This window comes from Elizabethkingia sp. YR214 (assembly GCF_003058195.1).
Classification (GTDB): Bacteria; Bacteroidota; Bacteroidia; order Flavobacteriales; family Weeksellaceae; genus Elizabethkingia.
This window is the reverse complement of sequence record NZ_QBUH01000011.1, coordinates 82,637-100,010: the sequence shown is the minus strand read 5'-3', so window position 1 is coordinate 100,010 and position 17,374 is coordinate 82,637. Positions and strand designations below refer to the sequence as shown.

The 17,374-nt window shown below is 32.1% G+C and carries 19 protein-coding genes; 8 read left to right on the top strand and 11 right to left on the bottom strand.

Features of this window, described 5'->3' with window-relative positions; all coding sequences use genetic code 11:
* Positions 1–136: 136 nt before the first annotated feature.
* From C8J95_RS17410 to C8J95_RS17400, 4 genes are all read right to left on the bottom strand, one after another.
* A complete protein-coding gene (locus C8J95_RS17410; RefSeq protein WP_146165475.1) occupies positions 137–760 on the bottom strand; it encodes a hypothetical protein in 624 nt (207 codons plus the stop codon).
* Between the two features lie 321 nt (positions 761–1,081).
* Positions 1,082–1,225 carry a hypothetical protein gene (locus C8J95_RS18745; protein ID WP_158267966.1) on the bottom strand — a complete coding sequence of 48 codons (144 nt, stop codon included), beginning with the start codon at positions 1,223–1,225 and terminating at the stop codon, positions 1,082–1,084.
* A 121-nt stretch (positions 1,226–1,346) separates the two neighbouring features.
* On the bottom strand, positions 1,347–1,778 hold the full coding sequence (locus C8J95_RS17405) for a hypothetical protein (protein WP_146165474.1): 432 nt from the start codon (positions 1,776–1,778) through the stop codon (positions 1,347–1,349).
* A 134-nt stretch (positions 1,779–1,912) separates the two neighbouring features.
* Positions 1,913–3,202: a hypothetical protein gene (locus C8J95_RS17400; RefSeq protein WP_078721039.1), complete on the bottom strand. Its 1,290-nt coding sequence runs from the start codon at positions 3,200–3,202 to the stop codon at positions 1,913–1,915.
* Between the two features lie 519 nt (positions 3,203–3,721).
* On the opposite strand from C8J95_RS17400, the gene C8J95_RS17395 reads away from it, so the two are divergent.
* The 4 genes from C8J95_RS17395 (at position 3,722) to C8J95_RS17380 (ending at position 7,568) form a co-directional block, all read left to right on the top strand.
* A complete protein-coding gene (locus C8J95_RS17395; protein ID WP_078721038.1) occupies positions 3,722–5,230 on the top strand; it encodes a hypothetical protein in 1,509 nt (502 codons plus the stop codon).
* 170 nt (positions 5,231–5,400) lie between these two features.
* Positions 5,401–5,808: a hypothetical protein gene (locus tag C8J95_RS17390; protein WP_078721037.1), complete on the top strand. Its 408-nt coding sequence runs from the start codon at positions 5,401–5,403 to the stop codon at positions 5,806–5,808.
* Between the two features lie 160 nt (positions 5,809–5,968).
* Positions 5,969–6,724, top strand: coding sequence for a glycosyltransferase family 2 protein (locus C8J95_RS17385; protein ID WP_078721036.1), 756 nt, complete (start codon positions 5,969–5,971; stop codon positions 6,722–6,724).
* 103 nt (positions 6,725–6,827) lie between these two features.
* Entirely contained in the window at positions 6,828–7,568 is a 741-nt protein-coding gene (locus C8J95_RS17380) for a polysaccharide deacetylase family protein (RefSeq protein WP_158267965.1), read from the top strand.
* Between the two features lie 69 nt (positions 7,569–7,637).
* Here C8J95_RS17380 and C8J95_RS17375 read toward each other — a convergent pair whose 3' ends face one another.
* From C8J95_RS17375 to C8J95_RS17365, 3 genes are all read right to left on the bottom strand, one after another.
* A complete protein-coding gene (locus C8J95_RS17375) occupies positions 7,638–8,096 on the bottom strand; it encodes a MaoC family dehydratase (protein ID WP_107809970.1) in 459 nt (152 codons plus the stop codon).
* Between the two features lie 143 nt (positions 8,097–8,239).
* Entirely contained in the window at positions 8,240–8,434 is a 195-nt protein-coding gene (locus C8J95_RS17370; protein ID WP_078721033.1) for a cold-shock protein, read from the bottom strand.
* Positions 8,435–8,518: 84 nt separating this feature from the next.
* A complete protein-coding gene (locus C8J95_RS17365; protein WP_107809969.1) occupies positions 8,519–9,643 on the bottom strand; it encodes a DEAD/DEAH box helicase in 1,125 nt (374 codons plus the stop codon).
* 412 nt (positions 9,644–10,055) lie between these two features.
* Here C8J95_RS17365 and C8J95_RS17360 point away from each other — a divergent pair, with 412 nt between their 5' ends.
* Positions 10,056–10,994, top strand: coding sequence for a beta-1,6-N-acetylglucosaminyltransferase (locus C8J95_RS17360; RefSeq protein ID WP_107809968.1), 939 nt, complete (start codon positions 10,056–10,058; stop codon positions 10,992–10,994).
* A gap of 21 nt (positions 10,995–11,015) precedes the next feature.
* On the opposite strand, the gene C8J95_RS17355 is transcribed toward C8J95_RS17360, so the two are convergent.
* The 4 genes from C8J95_RS17355 to C8J95_RS17340 all read right to left on the bottom strand — a co-directional run bounded on the left by C8J95_RS17355 (position 11,016) and on the right by C8J95_RS17340 (position 13,551).
* Entirely contained in the window at positions 11,016–12,116 is a 1,101-nt protein-coding gene (locus C8J95_RS17355; RefSeq protein WP_078721030.1) for a calcium:proton antiporter, read from the bottom strand.
* A 66-nt stretch (positions 12,117–12,182) separates the two neighbouring features.
* Entirely contained in the window at positions 12,183–12,455 is a 273-nt protein-coding gene (locus tag C8J95_RS17350; RefSeq protein WP_146165473.1) for a heme oxygenase, read from the bottom strand.
* Between the two features lie 210 nt (positions 12,456–12,665).
* Positions 12,666–12,884 carry a hypothetical protein gene (locus C8J95_RS17345; RefSeq protein ID WP_021348986.1) on the bottom strand — a complete coding sequence of 73 codons (219 nt, stop codon included), beginning with the start codon at positions 12,882–12,884 and terminating at the stop codon, positions 12,666–12,668.
* Between the two features lie 106 nt (positions 12,885–12,990).
* On the bottom strand, positions 12,991–13,551 hold the full coding sequence (locus tag C8J95_RS17340; protein ID WP_249089013.1) for an AraC family transcriptional regulator: 561 nt from the start codon (positions 13,549–13,551) through the stop codon (positions 12,991–12,993).
* 177 nt (positions 13,552–13,728) lie between these two features.
* On the opposite strand from C8J95_RS17340, the gene C8J95_RS18830 reads away from it, so the two are divergent.
* From C8J95_RS18830 to C8J95_RS17330, 3 genes are read left to right on the top strand one after another with little or no spacing between them, the layout of a single operon-like run.
* Positions 13,729–13,869, top strand: a complete 141-nt coding sequence (locus C8J95_RS18830; protein ID WP_165689191.1) for a hypothetical protein — start codon at positions 13,729–13,731, stop codon at positions 13,867–13,869.
* On the top strand, positions 13,870–14,913 hold the full coding sequence (locus tag C8J95_RS17335; protein WP_107809966.1) for a pesticidal protein Cry7Aa: 1,044 nt from the start codon (positions 13,870–13,872) through the stop codon (positions 14,911–14,913).
* A gap of 51 nt (positions 14,914–14,964) precedes the next feature.
* Positions 14,965–17,238 (top strand): glycosyltransferase, encoded by a 2,274-nt coding sequence (locus tag C8J95_RS17330; RefSeq protein WP_185124631.1) that lies wholly within the window; start codon positions 14,965–14,967, stop codon positions 17,236–17,238.
* Positions 17,239–17,374 lie beyond the last annotated feature (136 nt).

The window sequence follows — 17,374 nt, the reverse complement described above, 5'->3', positions numbered from 1 at the left end:
ACTCAAAATAAAAATGCAGGTTTTACAACCTGCATTACTCACACTAGAGAAAGATATAAAAGATATATGTAGCTTTAGTTCTAATTAGTTCCACATAATAGTATGAGTTTTTTTATTGAAGCAATAAACTTCTTTTTTATTCAGATTCTGTTATAAGGCGTCCGTTTAAATTAATTACATTTCCTTTGGATGTAATTTCATTTAATTCAGAATCAAAAAATTCCATTTCCAATACATTATCTTTAAATGCTCTCCTTCCGCTAAAAACATTAATATTAAGAAGGATCTTTTTATCTACAATAAAGTTATACAGCTTTTTGGGAATAGAAATATTCTTAACCTCAATTTCATTTGACTGATGAATATCTTTTTCTTCAATATTAAAATCACCGAGCTTTAAACCATTAGGCCCTATTTCTTTCTTAATATCCGGAGGTAAAGTTTTCTCATCTGCTGTATTTCCATAGAAAAACAAGGATGCTATAATAGATTCTTTTCCCGATTGCAATTTTTTAACTGCAGCATCTGAAAGATTAACGACAATTTTAAAATTAGGAATCACAACCTTATCATTTTCAACCTTGATTGTATCTGTATGTTTAACCGGCATAATACTGCTACTATCAGTTAAAGCCCCCTCTTTTTTAGCTGTTTGAATAATTTTCGTTTGGATATCTTCATATTTAGAACCCAGTATACCGGAAATTCCATCAACCTTTCCTATAACCTCATAATTCTTTTTTATATCTCTGGTATCCATAAAAATATCAATATTTTGAGTGGGGCTATACTTTTTCCCGATGTAATTGACAGAAGGTGCACAGCTATAAATCTGCATAAATATTACCAGTAAAAAAATATTATTAACAATTCGATACATTTTTTGTGAATGCTTAATTTGATGTAACATGGATTTTCATTTTATAATTTATATAATACTGCCTTAATCGGAACAATATCAGATTTTGTCATCTGTCTTAAAATAATATGCTCCACTTCTTTACCTAGAATACCATCAGCTACGCTTCCACCTTTTTGATCTCGAAAGTGTATGTAAGCTTTATGATCTTTGGTATATCCATTAAACCGATAATACACCAGAATCTAATTGATGATCTCTTGTTTTATAGTTTGCAATACCTTCTATTTTATGACCTGATTTTGATAGTTCAAAAGAAATAACACCTATAACATCCATATCCCCCTTGTTTGAATACTTCCCCATATATTCTTTTGAAAATACGGATAGACTATCTTTATCAACGGACTTCAAAACATAAAGATAAGAGCTAGAAGGAAGCACAGTGGATTTAGTAGTCTGCTTAAATAATTACCTTTAATGATTTTTAGTCTTCTTCTTTCATTTCCGTCTGACCTGGTTCTGGAATACTATTATTCGTTTCATTTTGAGTTTTCATTTCAGTTTGACCAGGTTCCGGTATATTATTATTGTTCTCATTTTGAGTTCTCATCTCCAACTGACCAGGCTCCGGTATATCATTCGTACGTGTATTATAATTACGGTTATTATAATTTCTCTGATTCTCAGACCTCATTTCCAACTGGCCTGGTTCTGGAATATTGTTCGTACGACTACGCGTATTGTAGGTGCGGTTGTTATAGTAGGTATTGTTATGAGTGCGCACATTATTCTGTCGTTGGAAAACAGTTTGTCCCGGTTCTAATGGAGCATCATATGCAGAAGAAGGAACTGTCATACAAGAACTCAATCCGATTATCACTAACGAATAACTAAAAAACTTTACTATTGCATTCATTTTAAATTAGGTTTATTGCTAAAAATTATCCACAAAAGAAATAAAAAAGAAGATTCAGAGGAATTCCCCTACCCCTCATCACCCCCTCTCCCTGATTAAATAATTAGATATCAACAGATAAAAGATCACTACACCTATTCATACATGAGATCATCCTGTACTTTTGCAGAATAAGAGTTATGATCAAATACATGGGATTCGTTCATTCCCCTATAAAGATTTATATCAAACACTTTCTTAGTAACAACACCATTTTCGTGAATAAACCTTATTGTTATTCTAAAAGGCTCACCATCTAGCCAAGTATTATTATACAAAGCCTTATTAGGCATAAGAATACTGAATCTTCCATAATCTGTATTATTTGTATACTTTTCCCCTAGCCCTACTGAACCATATCCCTGTCTTTCCTGTTCTTGCTGCGGATCATTTTCACCACCTTTTAAAATAGTATTAAAATTAACGGTAATAGCCTTAACTGTTTTATCTGTTGAAAATACCCCGGACAGTAATATTCCATTATTATTTACTGATAAAGATATTTTTGGCAGGTGAAAATTTGGATCTTTAAGCCAGTCCGATCTTAACTGAGTATTTATAGTAGGATTAACACTTAAGATTGCAGCATCTGCAGAGGTTAAATATGTAGGATGAGTTGTCCCATAGCGAAGTGCACCATACCCCATAAGCCCTTCACCAAAACTCGATTTCTCATCTGAGCGTCCAATATTATGGTATAGACCTAGGCCATGTCCTAATTCATGGAGCATACCTCCAATTAAGTATGTTGCCAATTTTCCCTGCGCATCATCCTTACCAAGGTTCCTTAGATCAAGTCCCTGATAATCTACTGCATAACACCATCGATTAGAACCATAGAAAGGAACTCCACCATGAGTAGCAGCAGCATTTTCTCCATTAAGAGTCGGAGGTGTAATAGCAGGCAAAATAATCAGATTATAACTTCCGTGCTTTTCATTAGGATGCAATTTAAAATAGTTTAGAACCTCAGTTCTGATCTGTGTACTTACACCACGATCGTTATGAATATCATAAACATAAAAATCTTTTGTTTTCTCTCCGTTAATTACAATAATATTGACTATCGACGGTCCTCTTTTATTAAGTCTGAAAGTCTCATTACCATACCCCCACTGTTCCATCCATTTACCATAATATTTTTGGGCATCTAGTAAAATATTGCTTATTCTGTTAAGATAACCAGAAACAGGCTCACTTCCTTTAGGTAGAAAATAAATCACGTTAAGCATATCTTCACTAGTATGACCGGGAATATGGGGCGTACCAGGGACATTAGGCTTATGTGGAGCCTCATTATTAACTACTGAATCATTTCTGCATCCAAGTATTATAAATAATACTATCAGTCCAGAAATATTTTGAAATAATTGTTTTAGTGTCATAAAAAGTATTTTAATAATCTCAAACAAAGAAACTTAATCACTTTCTAACAACTAAGCAGATAATCCCCTCATTATACCCTCTATTCTTACAGCACAGTTAAATAAAATTCACAAATAGTTGAATATCAATAAATTGAATTCTAAAAAATATCATTTATCCAAATAGAATATAATGCATATCAGGCTCTTTATTATAATTCTCAAAAAAGAGACATAATAAGAATGTATTAATCTGTAAACCAATATAATAATCCAAAAAAAAGTTATAATTACTTTTATATTCAAAGCAATATAAAAGCATTTATATTTGAATATCAATAAATATATAATATGTTATATAATTTAATTTTGTACTTTTAAACAATTCACATAAAAAAATACATAAAGCTACAAATCAATAGGATACACTCAAATTCTGTTATTCTGATTTTGCATTTTCATCCGTTATTACACTATAAGAATTAAAATAAATGTTTTAATAATATCTATATATAAATAATTATTTACTACGTCAAACAAATGAAGAAAGCTTTTATTTTTATTTTTTATTTTTTTCAGATTTCTATTTTCTTTTGTCAGAATACTAAGGAACTTCAAAAGGTCGATGAATTAATTAATTCTGCAGATTTTTATATCTGGAAAGACCCCCTCAAATCGTTGGAGTATGCAAAAATGGCCAGTCTAAGTGCTGAAGAGCTCAAAAATTCATCAAAAAAATCTCAGGCTTATTATTATATTGCAAGAAGCTTACTGTTTTATGGGGAGTTTAAAGAAGCGAATATTTATATAAAAAAAGGAATTAAAGAAGATGCCACAAAGCAAAGTTATTATCTAATCGCCCTCTACGGAAATTTAAATTCAATGTATTATTCTCGCATGCTTCTATTTGAAAAACAGCGAATTGAGGACACTAATACATTGAAACAATTAGCTTCTATTGACCAGACTCAATCAATACTCTTACAGTCCATTAACTACTCCGCACTTGCTGATTATTATACAGAAATAAATGATTACAAATCTGCACATATACATGCAGATAAGTCAATTTCTTTGGTAGAAAAGATACCACAACGTGATTATTTTTTAGCAAGAGAAGCAATTAGATACAAAGCATATATTTATTATTACAAAGCCATTATTTATATGGCACAGCATAATGCTTCCGCCGCCTATCCTTATATACAAAAGGCCTATAATCAAGCACTATCTGAAGGAAATCTATATACAACCCTTTTTTTAGAATTATATGGAGATTATTATTTTGAAACCAAAAACTACCAAAAAGCACTTGATTTTTATTTAGTCTCTTTTAGTAATAAGAAGAAGTTTTTGAGAAATACAAATACTGCAGTTGCTCTGACTATGAAAATATCAAAAACCTATAAAATACTTGGTAGTAAGGACAAAGAAGAGGAATATTTTAGATTAGCAGATCAATACAGAATATTTGATGAAAAGGTAAGTCAGAAACGTATACACACACTACTGGATAATATAGAGCAGGATCACATAACAGAAAAGGCCTCCATAACTTATAAAAGCAATATAAAGGTTACATTTATAGTTGCATTCTTTATATTGTTATTTATTACCGCGATTTATTATCAAAAGAAACAAAAAGCTATTACCAACTTAAAACATAATATACACAAGAATCAGATTATTGAAAAAGAAGAAGAGCTATTGGTTAAGAATAGTGAAATCAAAAAACTTCAGTTACAAAAAAATGATGCTTTTAATGAAATCATTGATTTGGCTCAAAGTAATTCTCCACATTTCTGGGTTCGTTTTCAGGAAATTTATCCAGAGTTCACCAAAAATATTTTACAAGTAAATACAAATCTAAAAGCATCGGAACTTGCTTTTTGTGCTTATATCTATCTTGGCTTTACAACTAAAGAAATTGCCTCATATACTTTTAAAGCAACCAAAACTATAGAGAACAATAGGTATAATATAAGGAAAAGATTAAAATTATCTCCTGATGAGGATTTAAAGTTATGGCTTACAAAGTTTATAGAATAAACAGCCAACAATAAATGCATTAAATTAAACTAAAATACAACACATTACATGAAAGAGGGGTTCTTGAGGGGCCTCTCTTTTTATGTTTTCTATTCTTTTCAATTCCTTTGTAAGAGAATCTTTTTAACACTTAAATAAACTATTAAAAAATAAACTTAAAATAAATTATTATGAAAAAAACAATTAAAATTTTAGCAATTGCTATAGCAACATTAGGAGTTGTTACAACATCATGTTCATCTAAAAGAGATGAAGAACATCAAACAACAAAATATAACGTTACAGGAAACTGGCAAATAATGGCATATATTGATTCTCTAGGAAAGGTTGTAGATCATAGCAAAGATACTTACTACATGGAATTCGATAAAGATATGTCCTATCTTACTACTTATTTAGATCAGAACGTATCGGGTAAATATGTATATGAAGGTACTGACAGAATAGTTGTTACAACGACCACCGGAAAGAAAATTTATTATAAAGTAGTGAGCATGAACAGTAACACCTTAGAGATTACCTCATATGATCCTTCCAATGATAAAGCAACTGAAGGATTTAGATTAAAAAGACCATAATACATTTCAGTTTCTAAGTATTCAAAAAAAATAGAATGAAAAAAATTAAGGTGAATTACAAATAATTCACCTTAATTATGATATTTCATAGCCGAAGGATATCAAAATACTTCAATCAATTATTCATTCTTTTTAACAGAGCTTTTAATTAATAAGAGATATGATGAATCTTACAGTAGCTTCTATTGTTTATAATGAAAATAGCAATATAAAACGTTTTTTAAACGCAGTACACCATATAGCTGACGAGGTTATTATTGTAGATAGCTTTTCAACAGACAATACAAAGGAGATATGCCTGGGCTATTCAAAAGTTAAATTCTACGAAAAAAAATTTGAAGGATATGGTTCCCAAAAAAATTACACTTTAGATTTATGTTCCGGAAAATGGATTCTTTTTTTAGATGCGGATGAAATTCCTGACCAAGAGCTTATAAATCAGATTTTTGAAATTACACAAAAAAACTCATCAAAACATGATGTATATAAAATTAAACTGGATAATATTCTTTTTGGAAGTTCGATTCGTTACGGCGGTTGGGGAAATGTTTACAGAGAAAGACTTTTTAAAAAAGAAGCAGGTAAATATTCAGATGATATAGTCCATGAGAAGTTTTTAACCAATAAGGACATAGGAACGATATCTGGAAAGATATCACACTATACATATAAAAATATTCATCATCATATAGAGAAGATAAACCTGTATTCTCAAATGATGGCAGAAAAAATGCTAATAGACGGAAAAAGAATAAGCCTCTTTAAAATAGTTATGGGGCCTGTATTTACATTTATAAAAACATATTTTATTAGGCATGGATGGATTGATGGTATGGTAGGTTATTATTGTTCAGTAACCTTATCATATTATACTTTTCTTAAGTATCTTAAACTTTATGAAAAATTAAAAAATTAAACTTCTGATGATCTATATTATATTAGTTTTAATTCTTCAATTTTTGATCATTTATTTTCGAATTCACCTCTTCCTTTCTCCGAAAGAAAGGTTAATCATACTGATGTATCATAAGATTGGAAAACACACTCAGGATAGTTTAACTGTAGAAATAAATGCTTTGGAAAAGCAATTTGAATACTTAAGTAAAAAGAAATATCTTCCAATTTTTTTCAACGAAATACATGCATCTACTAAGAAAAAAATTATTATATCATTTGATGATGGCTATAGAAATAATTATGAATATCTCCCGAAATTATTAAAAAAACATTCTTTAAAAGCAGTTATATTTATTCCTACTTTCTTTATTGAAAATGGATATAATGATAATACTATGATGAGTTTTGACGAAATAAGAAGTCTTCCTTCTGATCTTATTGAAATTGGTTTACATAGTCACTTTCACAGAAATTTCAGAACCCTGTCACCTCAACAGGCAGATGCAGATATTAAAACCAATATTGAAATATTGAAAAAAAATCAGATTAATTATTCAAAAGTTTTTGCTTATCCTTATGGGAAACATATAAGAGAGAAGAAAAGCAAAAAAGAATTTATCTCTATGCTAAAACAAAATGACATTCATTTTGCAGTCAGAATAGGAAATAAAATAAATCATATTTATAATACTAATCCTTTTGAGCTTTGCAGAATAGATATTAAAGGAAGCGATTCTATGCTGAAATTTAAGCTTAAACTTTTATTGGGTAAATTAAAGTTTATGTTTTTACTCATTAATTCAAGCACATATATAGAACTCTTATTCAACAACATAATCAAAACTCAAGAATTAATCCACTAAAAAAACAAAAGTTCTCTGACTGTTTAAAGCTCTCTATTAATTTTGGAAATTCATATTTATATATAGGCATTATTTAAAATGGTAGAGAAAAACCACATCGCCAATATAAGCTGGTTTAGCCTCATCTTTAATCAGAAGCTTAGCTTCGATAGTAACTTTGACCGTTCCCCTAAGATTATTGACAGATTTTATAGTAGCCTGCAAAGAAACTTCAGCGTTAACTTTTACAGGAAGTCCAAACCTAAGGTTTTCTATCCCGTAATTAATCTCCATAGTAACATTCCTTACTTCTGCAATTTGTTTCCACAGATAAGGAATAAGGGATAGGGTTAAATAGCCGTGCGCAATTGTTGATTTATAAGGGCCTTCACTTTCAGCCTTCTGAGGATCAACATGAATCCACTGATGATCTAGTGTTGCATCAGCAAACTGATTGATCTGTTGCTGATCTATGATATGCCAGGAAGAGCTGCCCACCATGACACCTTCCAGCGATTTATATTCTTCAAAATTATTGATTGTAATCATGGTATCATTTTAATTTATATTACGTAAAGATATGTGGCAAAGAGTATATTTAAATACAATTTTTGTAAAATAGATAAAAAACCTCCCGTACTGTACGAGAGGCCTATTGTATATCGAAAATAAAAAATAATATACGACTTAGATTATGCCAATTTTACATTGACAGCATTTAAACCTTTTTTTCCACGTTCTACTTCATATACAACAGCATCGTTTTCGCGAATATTGTTGGATGTTAAACCTGTAGAATGTACAAAAATGTCTTCTCCTCCATTATTAGGAGAAATAAATCCGAAGCCTTTTGCTTCATTGAAAAATTTTACGGTGCCTTGTTGCATTGTAATTGTTATTAAAAAATTGTTATTGTATAAATGATGATTAATGAGGGAATATCTTTATTCCGTTCATTAATTCAATATTTCTTAGTGTAAGCCAGCCTGATTTCCGACAGGCATTGTAAAGCCAATGAGCTTTTGAATATTTTTTAAATCAGAACGTTCATCCTCGTCGCAAAAAGAAACTGCTTTTCCTTCCATTCCGGCTCTTCCTGTTCTGCCTATTCGGTGAACATATGTTTCCGGGACATTCGGGAGTTCATAATTGATAACGAAAGAAAGTTCATCGATATCGATTCCACGTGCCGCAATATCAGTGGCGATTAAAACACGAACCTTACTCTTTTTAAAGTCTTCAAGTGCTTTTTGCCTAGCTTGTTGGGATTTGTTTCCATGAATTGCTGCGGCAAAGATTCCTGTGTGTCCCAGTTGTTTTACCAATCGGTCAGCTCCGTGTTTGGTTCGAGTAAAAACCAATAGCCGGTTAATGCTAGAGTCTTCCAAGAGATTGATAAGTAAATCTGTTTTTCTGTTCTTGTCTACAAAATATACTGACTGCTCTATAGTTTTCGCAGTTGACGAAACAGGTGTTACCGATACTTCTACTGGATTCTTAACAATTGTATTTGCAAATTTCCGTATAGAAACAGGCATAGTTGCAGAGAAAAACAGCGTTTGTTTCTTTGAGGGTGTTAGCCTAAGAATCTTTTTCACATCATTCACAAAACCCATGTCAAGCATTCTGTCTGCTTCATCCAGAACCAGAACTTCAATTTTGGAAAGATTTACATGTCCATCGCTACACAAGTCTAAAAGTCTTCCCGGTGTGGCAATCAATACGTCTACTCTTTTTCTTAAGGCTGCAATCTGGCTTCCCTTGCCGACACCGCCGAAAACACAAAGCTGTGATAGTGGCAGATATTTACTATAAACCTTAAAGTTTTCCTCAATCTGTATTGCCAGTTCCCGTGTGGGGGTTAGAATGAGTGTTCGGACTTCTTTATGTTCCGGATTTTTCTTTTTAAGTAACTGGAGAACAGGCATTGCAAATGCTGCTGTTTTTCCGGTTCCGGTCTGTGCACAGCCAATAATATCTTTTCCCTCAAGAATATGTGGTATCGCCATATTTTGGATATCAGTGGGTTTTGAATATCCGGCTTCAGTTATGGCGCGGATAATAGGATTTATTAAATTTAAACTTTTAAAATTCATTGTTTTGAAATTGCCTTTTTCAGGCTTTTAGTGAATCAGGTTTTCCATAAAATCCTGAATAAAATTCATAAACAACAGTCCTTAAATAAGGAAATAAAAGTTTATAATCCTGCGTATTATGTAACTGCTTATTGATATAGCTCTTACTACCTAAACTCATATTCATCCATAAAGATTTAAAAAGTTAAAATTTGGCGGCTGGAAAAGCTAGTTACTGAAAAAGAAAAAAAGGGGGTATTTTAAACTGTGACAGAAGGCAAAGGCAGAGGCCTGTTATTTATTGTGTTGCAAATGTACAATAAACTTTCAGAACAACACCATATTTAATTAACTGATTATCAAAAATTTATTCATAGATTTCGTGCACGAAACAAATTGTTTGCATTTAGCGGATAATTTTAATCCTCTGATAATGTATACTTATTTTCCCAAAACACAATCTCAGCTGGCAACCACCTCTCCTCCACCTTTGATAAGAATTGCCTATTTCATTATGGTACATCATGAACCAGAAGTTTTCAAAAAACTCTTTCATCAAATTTATACAAGAGATCAATTCTACCTTATCCATATTGACAGAAAAGCAAAATCAGAATTTACAGAAGAAATTCAACAATTTCTCATACAGTTTCCAAATGCTTATGTTTTACAAAGTATGAACATTAATCCTGGAGGATTTAGCATGATACAAGCTGAGCTCAATGCCATGGAATACCTTCTTAACGTAAGTGCTGATTGGGATTTTTTTATTAATCTCAGTGGCGATGATTATCCCTTAAAAAATCAAAATATTATTCGCCAGTTTCTCTCTGAAAACACGAATAAAAACTTTATTTTCTATTACGATCAGAAATTTTACAGGCCCGATACGCTTCAAAGAATCCAAAATCATTTTACAGAATTGGCTTATAAGATATCTTCTCTGATTTATAAAAGAGAGTTTATGAAAGGAATAACGCCTTATATTGGCGGAAAGTGGTTTATTTTCACACGCGATACCTGTGCTTTTATGTGTGGTAACGATAAGGTTGTGAAATTTAAAAATTTTTATCTTCATACTTTTCTGCCCGGAGACTCTTTCTTCCAAACAGTCTTAATGAATACAACATTTCATGATATTGCGGTAAATGATGACAAAAGAATGCTTATTAAATTGTCAAAGGTAACAAAACAAAATCCAGAGATTTATATCAATAAGCTAAAGCAGGGCAATCATCTTTTTATAAGAAAACTCAATCATCAAACCGATACCCTAATCCTACGTTATATTAAAGAAAATTATAACCTCCCGCTAACTCAGACAGATCAGATTGGAAACGAACTTAAAACAGATGAGAATCAGAAGAACTAATCCGCAGAATTATTATAATTTTTAGGGTTCAAGTGTAGTGAACAGGTAAAGTATAAAAATGGCAATCAATACAAATCCCTGCATAATATTGGTACGGCCTGTTGCTAGGGAAACTGTAATAATAAATAAAGACAATCCTAAAAGCAGTATTGATTTAATGCTGATGCCTAACATCATTCTCATATCAGCTATTACAGAGACAAAAGCGATGAAAGGAATACTCAACCCAATACTTGCCAGAGCTGAACCTAAAGCTAAATTAAGACTCGTTTGAATTCGGTTATTGTATGCTGCCCTGATAGCCGCAATTCCTTCCGGAAGAAGAACTATTCCGGCAATAATAATCCCTACTAACGACTTTGGGGCCCCTAGTCCTATGACCAGTGTATCGACATCTTTTGAGAGGTATTTGGCCAGAAGCACGACGATTCCAAGACATAACAATAAAAGCATAATACTAAAATACATCACCTTTCTGGAGGGCTTTTCCAGTGGGACATCATCTTCAATAAAATCGGAACTTTTATTCGGTATGGGTGCTATAAAATAAGCGCGATGCCTTACCGTTTGTATCATCGTAAAACCCATATACAAAGCCAGACATATTAAAGAAATAAATATTAACTGGTATGGAGTATATTCTCCTCCTGTATGGCTTATGGTATAGTTGGGCAGAATTAAGATAAAAACAACAATAGAGGTAAGCGTTATTAAAGCAGTACTAACACCCTGTAAGGTAAATACCTGTTCTCTGTATTTCAATGAACCTACTATAATACACACACCTATAATTCCGGTAAGAATAATCATAACGGCTGCAAAAACAGTATCCCTTGCCAGAGATATGCTTTCTAGCCCCTTGCTGCTAAGCATAATAGATATAATAAGTGCTGCCTCAATAATCGTTATGGCAAAAGCTAAAAGAAGGGTTCCGTAGGGTTCCCCTACCCTATAGGCAATAATCTCAGAATGATATACAGCTGCTAAAACCGAACTTATGAGAAAAAATACAAGAATCAGAGAATAAATATGCCCGGTAAAACTATTATGAAACAAATAAACCAACCATGCCATTACAGGCAGAATGATTGTCCATCCTAAAAGGTATATTTTATTTTTCATAGGACATCAAGTACTTTCCCTGTTTCTAAGCAACTGCAGGATATTAGCTCTTTAAATTTTCTTAAACTAAATAACATCATAATCATTACATGTGACAATGAAGTTATGATCAATTGTACTCTTTGATTCCTCGCACCATTTTATAAGTTCATCTTGCAAATAATCCTCAAATTCAAAATCATCCGGCACCTCTACGATACATTCGGTAACCATCTCTATATCAAAAAATTCAGAAGCCATAATATCATTAAGTGAAGTCAGTTCATAATAACCTTTAAATAAAGGTATTTTTTTAGTTACACTATTTTTAAACAGGTAAAGCGTTGTATTTTTCATCATAAAAATATTATTTGATTATGTATATTCTTTTATCGTGTGTTAATAATGCTTATTGCTATTCAGAATGTCTTTGATAAAACATAAAGTAAACTCCACCCTTTGGTATAAGTTCATATTAAACTAACAGAACAGGCTCCTTGTAGGCACCTGTTCTGTTTACTAAGACTCTTTATAGCAGATCAATTATTTTTTATATTTTAATTGATCAACCTACAATACAAGTGCTTTATTAATGATATCAATAGTTTCCTCACGATTTTTATTTAATTTTTGCCCCAACTTTCTGAGTAATTCATCTTCTTTTCCTTCTTCAAACTGAAGATCAGAATCTTTTAGCTCTGCAAATTTTTTCTTAAGTCCTCTGGCCTGTTCAGCCCAATTACCTTTTATTCTAAAATTGCCAAGGTTTTTATTTTGGTTGTTATCCATAATGCTATTTTTTTAGGTGTAACAGAATTATTACTGAGTAAAGGTGAGCTATTTAATTCACTCAATCATTATACCTGAATATAATAAACTTACATATATCACATCTTTATAAATCTTCAAGATTTTTTAAACGCCGAAGCTTAAGTTTTTTGTAAAATGAGGGAGAAAGACCTGTTATTTTTTTAAATTGATTCGAAAGATGGGCAACACTGCTATAATTGAGCTTATAAGAAATTTCTGTGAGATTGAGTTCATCATAAAGCAAGAGCTCTTTTATCTTTTCTACTTTGTTGATAATAATGAAATGCTGTAAGGTTATTCCCTTTACTTCAGAAAATGTATTGGCCAGGTAAGTATAATCATAGCCTAATTTTTCGCTAATGTAGTCTGAAAAGTTTTCTTTTGGAAATTCATCTGTATAATGAATCATCTGCGTAACAACATTCTTGATCTTTTCAATAAGGATACTTTTTTTGTCATCTAAGAGTTCAAGGCCTGTTTTCAGGAGATTTTCTCTCAGCATTGTTCTTTGTGAAAGAGATATATCATCCCATAACTCTACCATCCCAAGATCTACGACAGCATTTTTTATCCCTAAGTTCTCGAGTTCCTGATGAACGACCATCTTGCAGCGCAAGCTTACCATATACTTTATATACAACTTCATCACATTTCCTACAGCTATTTTATATTACTAAGAATCAATATTTTATGATATCTCTATTTTCAAAGTTAGTGTTTATACTTTAAATACCTATGATTTATATAACAAATTATAAGACGTTTATAAAGCAGCTGCTTTTTAAAGCCTGACCTTTACACCTAATCAAATAAAGTATATACCATGTCAAAAGAGAGAAACGGAAAAAAGAAATCTGACAGTCAGGATAAAACGGCCCCCTCAAAATCAACAAAGGAGAAGCGTAAAGACAAAATTGCCAAAAGAATTGATAAAGAAAATGAAAGAAGGCGTCTTGATACCTGAATGAAAAAGTTAAACATAAAAAAAGAAGGAATTCTTTTAAAGAAAACAGATTATAGTTTTGAAAATGAAGGTGTTTTAAATCCTGCTGTAATAAAAGATAATAAAATAATACATCTATTTTACCGTGCTGTGGCTAAAGGAAATTTTTCAAGCATAGGCTACTGCCAATTGTCTGGTCCACTGCATATAAAAAAACGAAAAGACGTTCCTGTTTTGATACCTGAATATGATTATGAAAAACAAGGAGTAGAAGACCCTCGTCTGGTAAAGATTGACAATCTGTTTTACCTTACTTATACCGCTTACGATGGAATTAATGCTCTTGGAGCCTTAGCTACTTCTACGGATTTAAAAAAATGGAAAAAAATAGGAATCATTTCTCCCAAGATTACTTTTGAAGAATTTAAACTCTTCTCAGAAGACAAAACTAATCTTCATGAAAAGTATATTCGTTATAATCAATTCCAGATCAGTCATCAAACTGATAAGAATAACGTTTATCTGTGGAGCAAAAATCTTGTTTTTTTTCCCAGAAGAATTAATGGGAATCTCTATTTTCTCCACCGTATACGGCCAGATATTCAGATGGTTGCAGGCATTAAAAATCTGGAAGCACTGACTCCTGATTTTTGGAAAGATTATTTCCTTCATTTCAATGATCATATTGTACTTTCTCCTGTATATGCCCATGAAATAAGTTATATCGGAAGCGGTTGTCCCCCCGTAGAAACATCTGAAGGTTGGCTTATTATTTACCATGGTGTATATGATTCTATAGATGGTTATGTATATACTGCATGCGCCGCCATGCTGGATTTGGAAGACCCAAAAAAAGAAATTGCAAGACTTCCCTATCCCCTTTTTCAACCGGAAAAAAAATGGGAACTAAAAGGGGAGGTTAATAATGTTTGCTTTCCAACAGGAACCCTTGTAGAGAATGACACGCTCTATATATATTACGGAGCAGCAGACCAGCGCATTGCAGTTGTCTCAGTTCAGCTATCAGAGCTCATAAAAGAACTACAGCACTATTCTTCATTATAAATAAATTAAATATTATCCCGGAATAAAATGGAAAGTAATAACGATTTAATTATGCAAAATAATACTATTACAGGGCAATCCGAAAACTTATATAAAAACACAATACATTATAAAAACAAATATCTGCCGAAGATTGCCTTTATTAGTACTTTTCCGCCAAAAGTATGTGGTATTGCCACATACTCACAGGACCTGGTTAACACACTTAGAATTCAATTCCCAACTTCTTTTCAAGTCTCTGTTTTTCCTTTGGAATCTAATCAGGAACATTATCACTATCCGGAAGAAGCTATCCACATCCTCAAGACATTCGATCCGGATTCTTATATAGAACTGGCCAATAGAATAAATGAAGATCCCTTGATTAAACTTGTTTTATTGCAACATGAATTCGGTTTCTTTACCGACACCAACATAGGATTATCTGTTTTTCTCAAGATTTTAGAAAAAGAAGTAATTGTAACTTTTCATACTGTGCTTCCAAAACCAGATAAAAATTTAAAAGAAAAAGTACAGCAGATTGTTAACCTTTCAGCCTCTATTATAGTGATGACAAGTATTTCTTCTCAAATTTTGATTCATGACTATGGCATTACACCAGAAAAAATCAAAATCATTCCACATGGCACCCATTTATTAGCCTATAACGATAAAATTGTATTAAAATCAAAATACCACCTTACCCATAAAAAAGTACTCTCGACCTTTGGTCTTCTGGGACCCGGAAAAAATATTGAAACAACATTAAAGGCACTTCCCCAAATTATCTCGCAACACCCCGATGTTATTTTTTTGATTATAGGTAAAACACACCCTATGATTATTAAAACTCATGGTGAAGAATACAGAAATTATCTAAAAGACCTTATTAAAAAGCTTGATATTGAAAATCATGTAGCGTTTATTAATTCCTATTTGCCCCTAGGAGAATTATTAGAATATCTTCAGTTAACCGATGTTTATCTTTTCACTTCTAAAGATAGAAACCAGGCGGTAAGCGGTACTTTTTCCTATGCCATCAGTTCTGGATGTCCCATTGTATCTACCCCTATTCCGCATGCACTAGAAGTATTGAAAGATGGGAGTGGCCTTATTATAGATTTTGAATCTCCACAACAATTAGCGTGGGCAGTAAACATTATACTGAAAGATAAAACCATACAGGAAAAATTGAGAACTAAAGCTTTAGAAAAAATGGCCCCTACAGCCTGGGAGAATTCTTCTCTTCTCCATGCACATTTATTTCAGGCTTACGGAAAAGGAGAAATAGAGCTTCATTATACTCTACCTGAGATTAATCTTGAACATTTTCGGCAGTTAACTACAGATTTTGCCATGCTTCAGTTCTCTATACTGAATCGCCCTGATATGGATTCCGGATATACACTGGATGATAATGCCAGGGCAATGATTGCCATGTGCCAACACTATATGTACAGTAATGATCCGGCTGACCTGAAATTAATAGCTGTTTATTTAAATTTTATTGATTTCTGCCAAATGCATGATGGTAGCTTTCTTAATTATGTAGATAAAGAAAGAAAGTTTACCCCTCAGAATTATAAATCTAATCTCGAAGATTCTAACGGTAGAGCGATTTGGGCATTAGGCTTCCTTATTTCCCAGAAAGAAAATTTACCCGAAGAATTTTCTGTTCGGGCAGAGAAAATACTGCAGAAAAGTATTCTTTATATCCGTAAAATTACATCGCCAAGGGCAATTGCATTTATTATAAAAGGCTTATACTACCAAAAATCGATTCACAATGTACCTGTCATAAAAAAATTGGCTAATAAATTGTTAAAATTATACCAAAAAGAAGCCAGGGATAGTGACTGGCAATGGTTTGAGCGTTATTTAACCTATGCTAACAGTGTTCTGCCAGAAGCTTTACTATGTGCATGGCAAGCAACAGGAAACGAGAAATATAAACATATCGCTTTTGAAGCTTTTCATTTTCTTTTATCAAAAATTATTATAGGTTCTAATATTAAAGTAATCTCAAACAAAGGCTGGCTTCATAAACACAGTAAAAACACCCCCATTAATGGAGGTGAACAACCTATAGATATTGCCTATACCGTTTTAGCGTTATCTGCATTCTATAAGGTTTCTCATAATCCGCAATATCTTCATTTGATGCAGAATGCCATGAATTGGTTCCTGGGACAAAATCATCTGAATCAAATTATATACAATCCTGCTACAGGAGGTTGTTACGATGGTCTTGAGCAGCACAATGTCAACCTCAATCAAGGAGCAGAATCTACTGTCAGTTATCTTATGGCAAGACTTTGTTTGGAGAAGGTACAGGAAAACATTTAATTTAGAATGCACCAGACCTTGTAGTCATCATCATATAATTAAGGCTATAAAATACTATACTTGTACTTTTATAAAAGAAACAATTCATTTACTTACATAGTGTAAGTAAATGAATTTTAAAAAAACAATATAATAA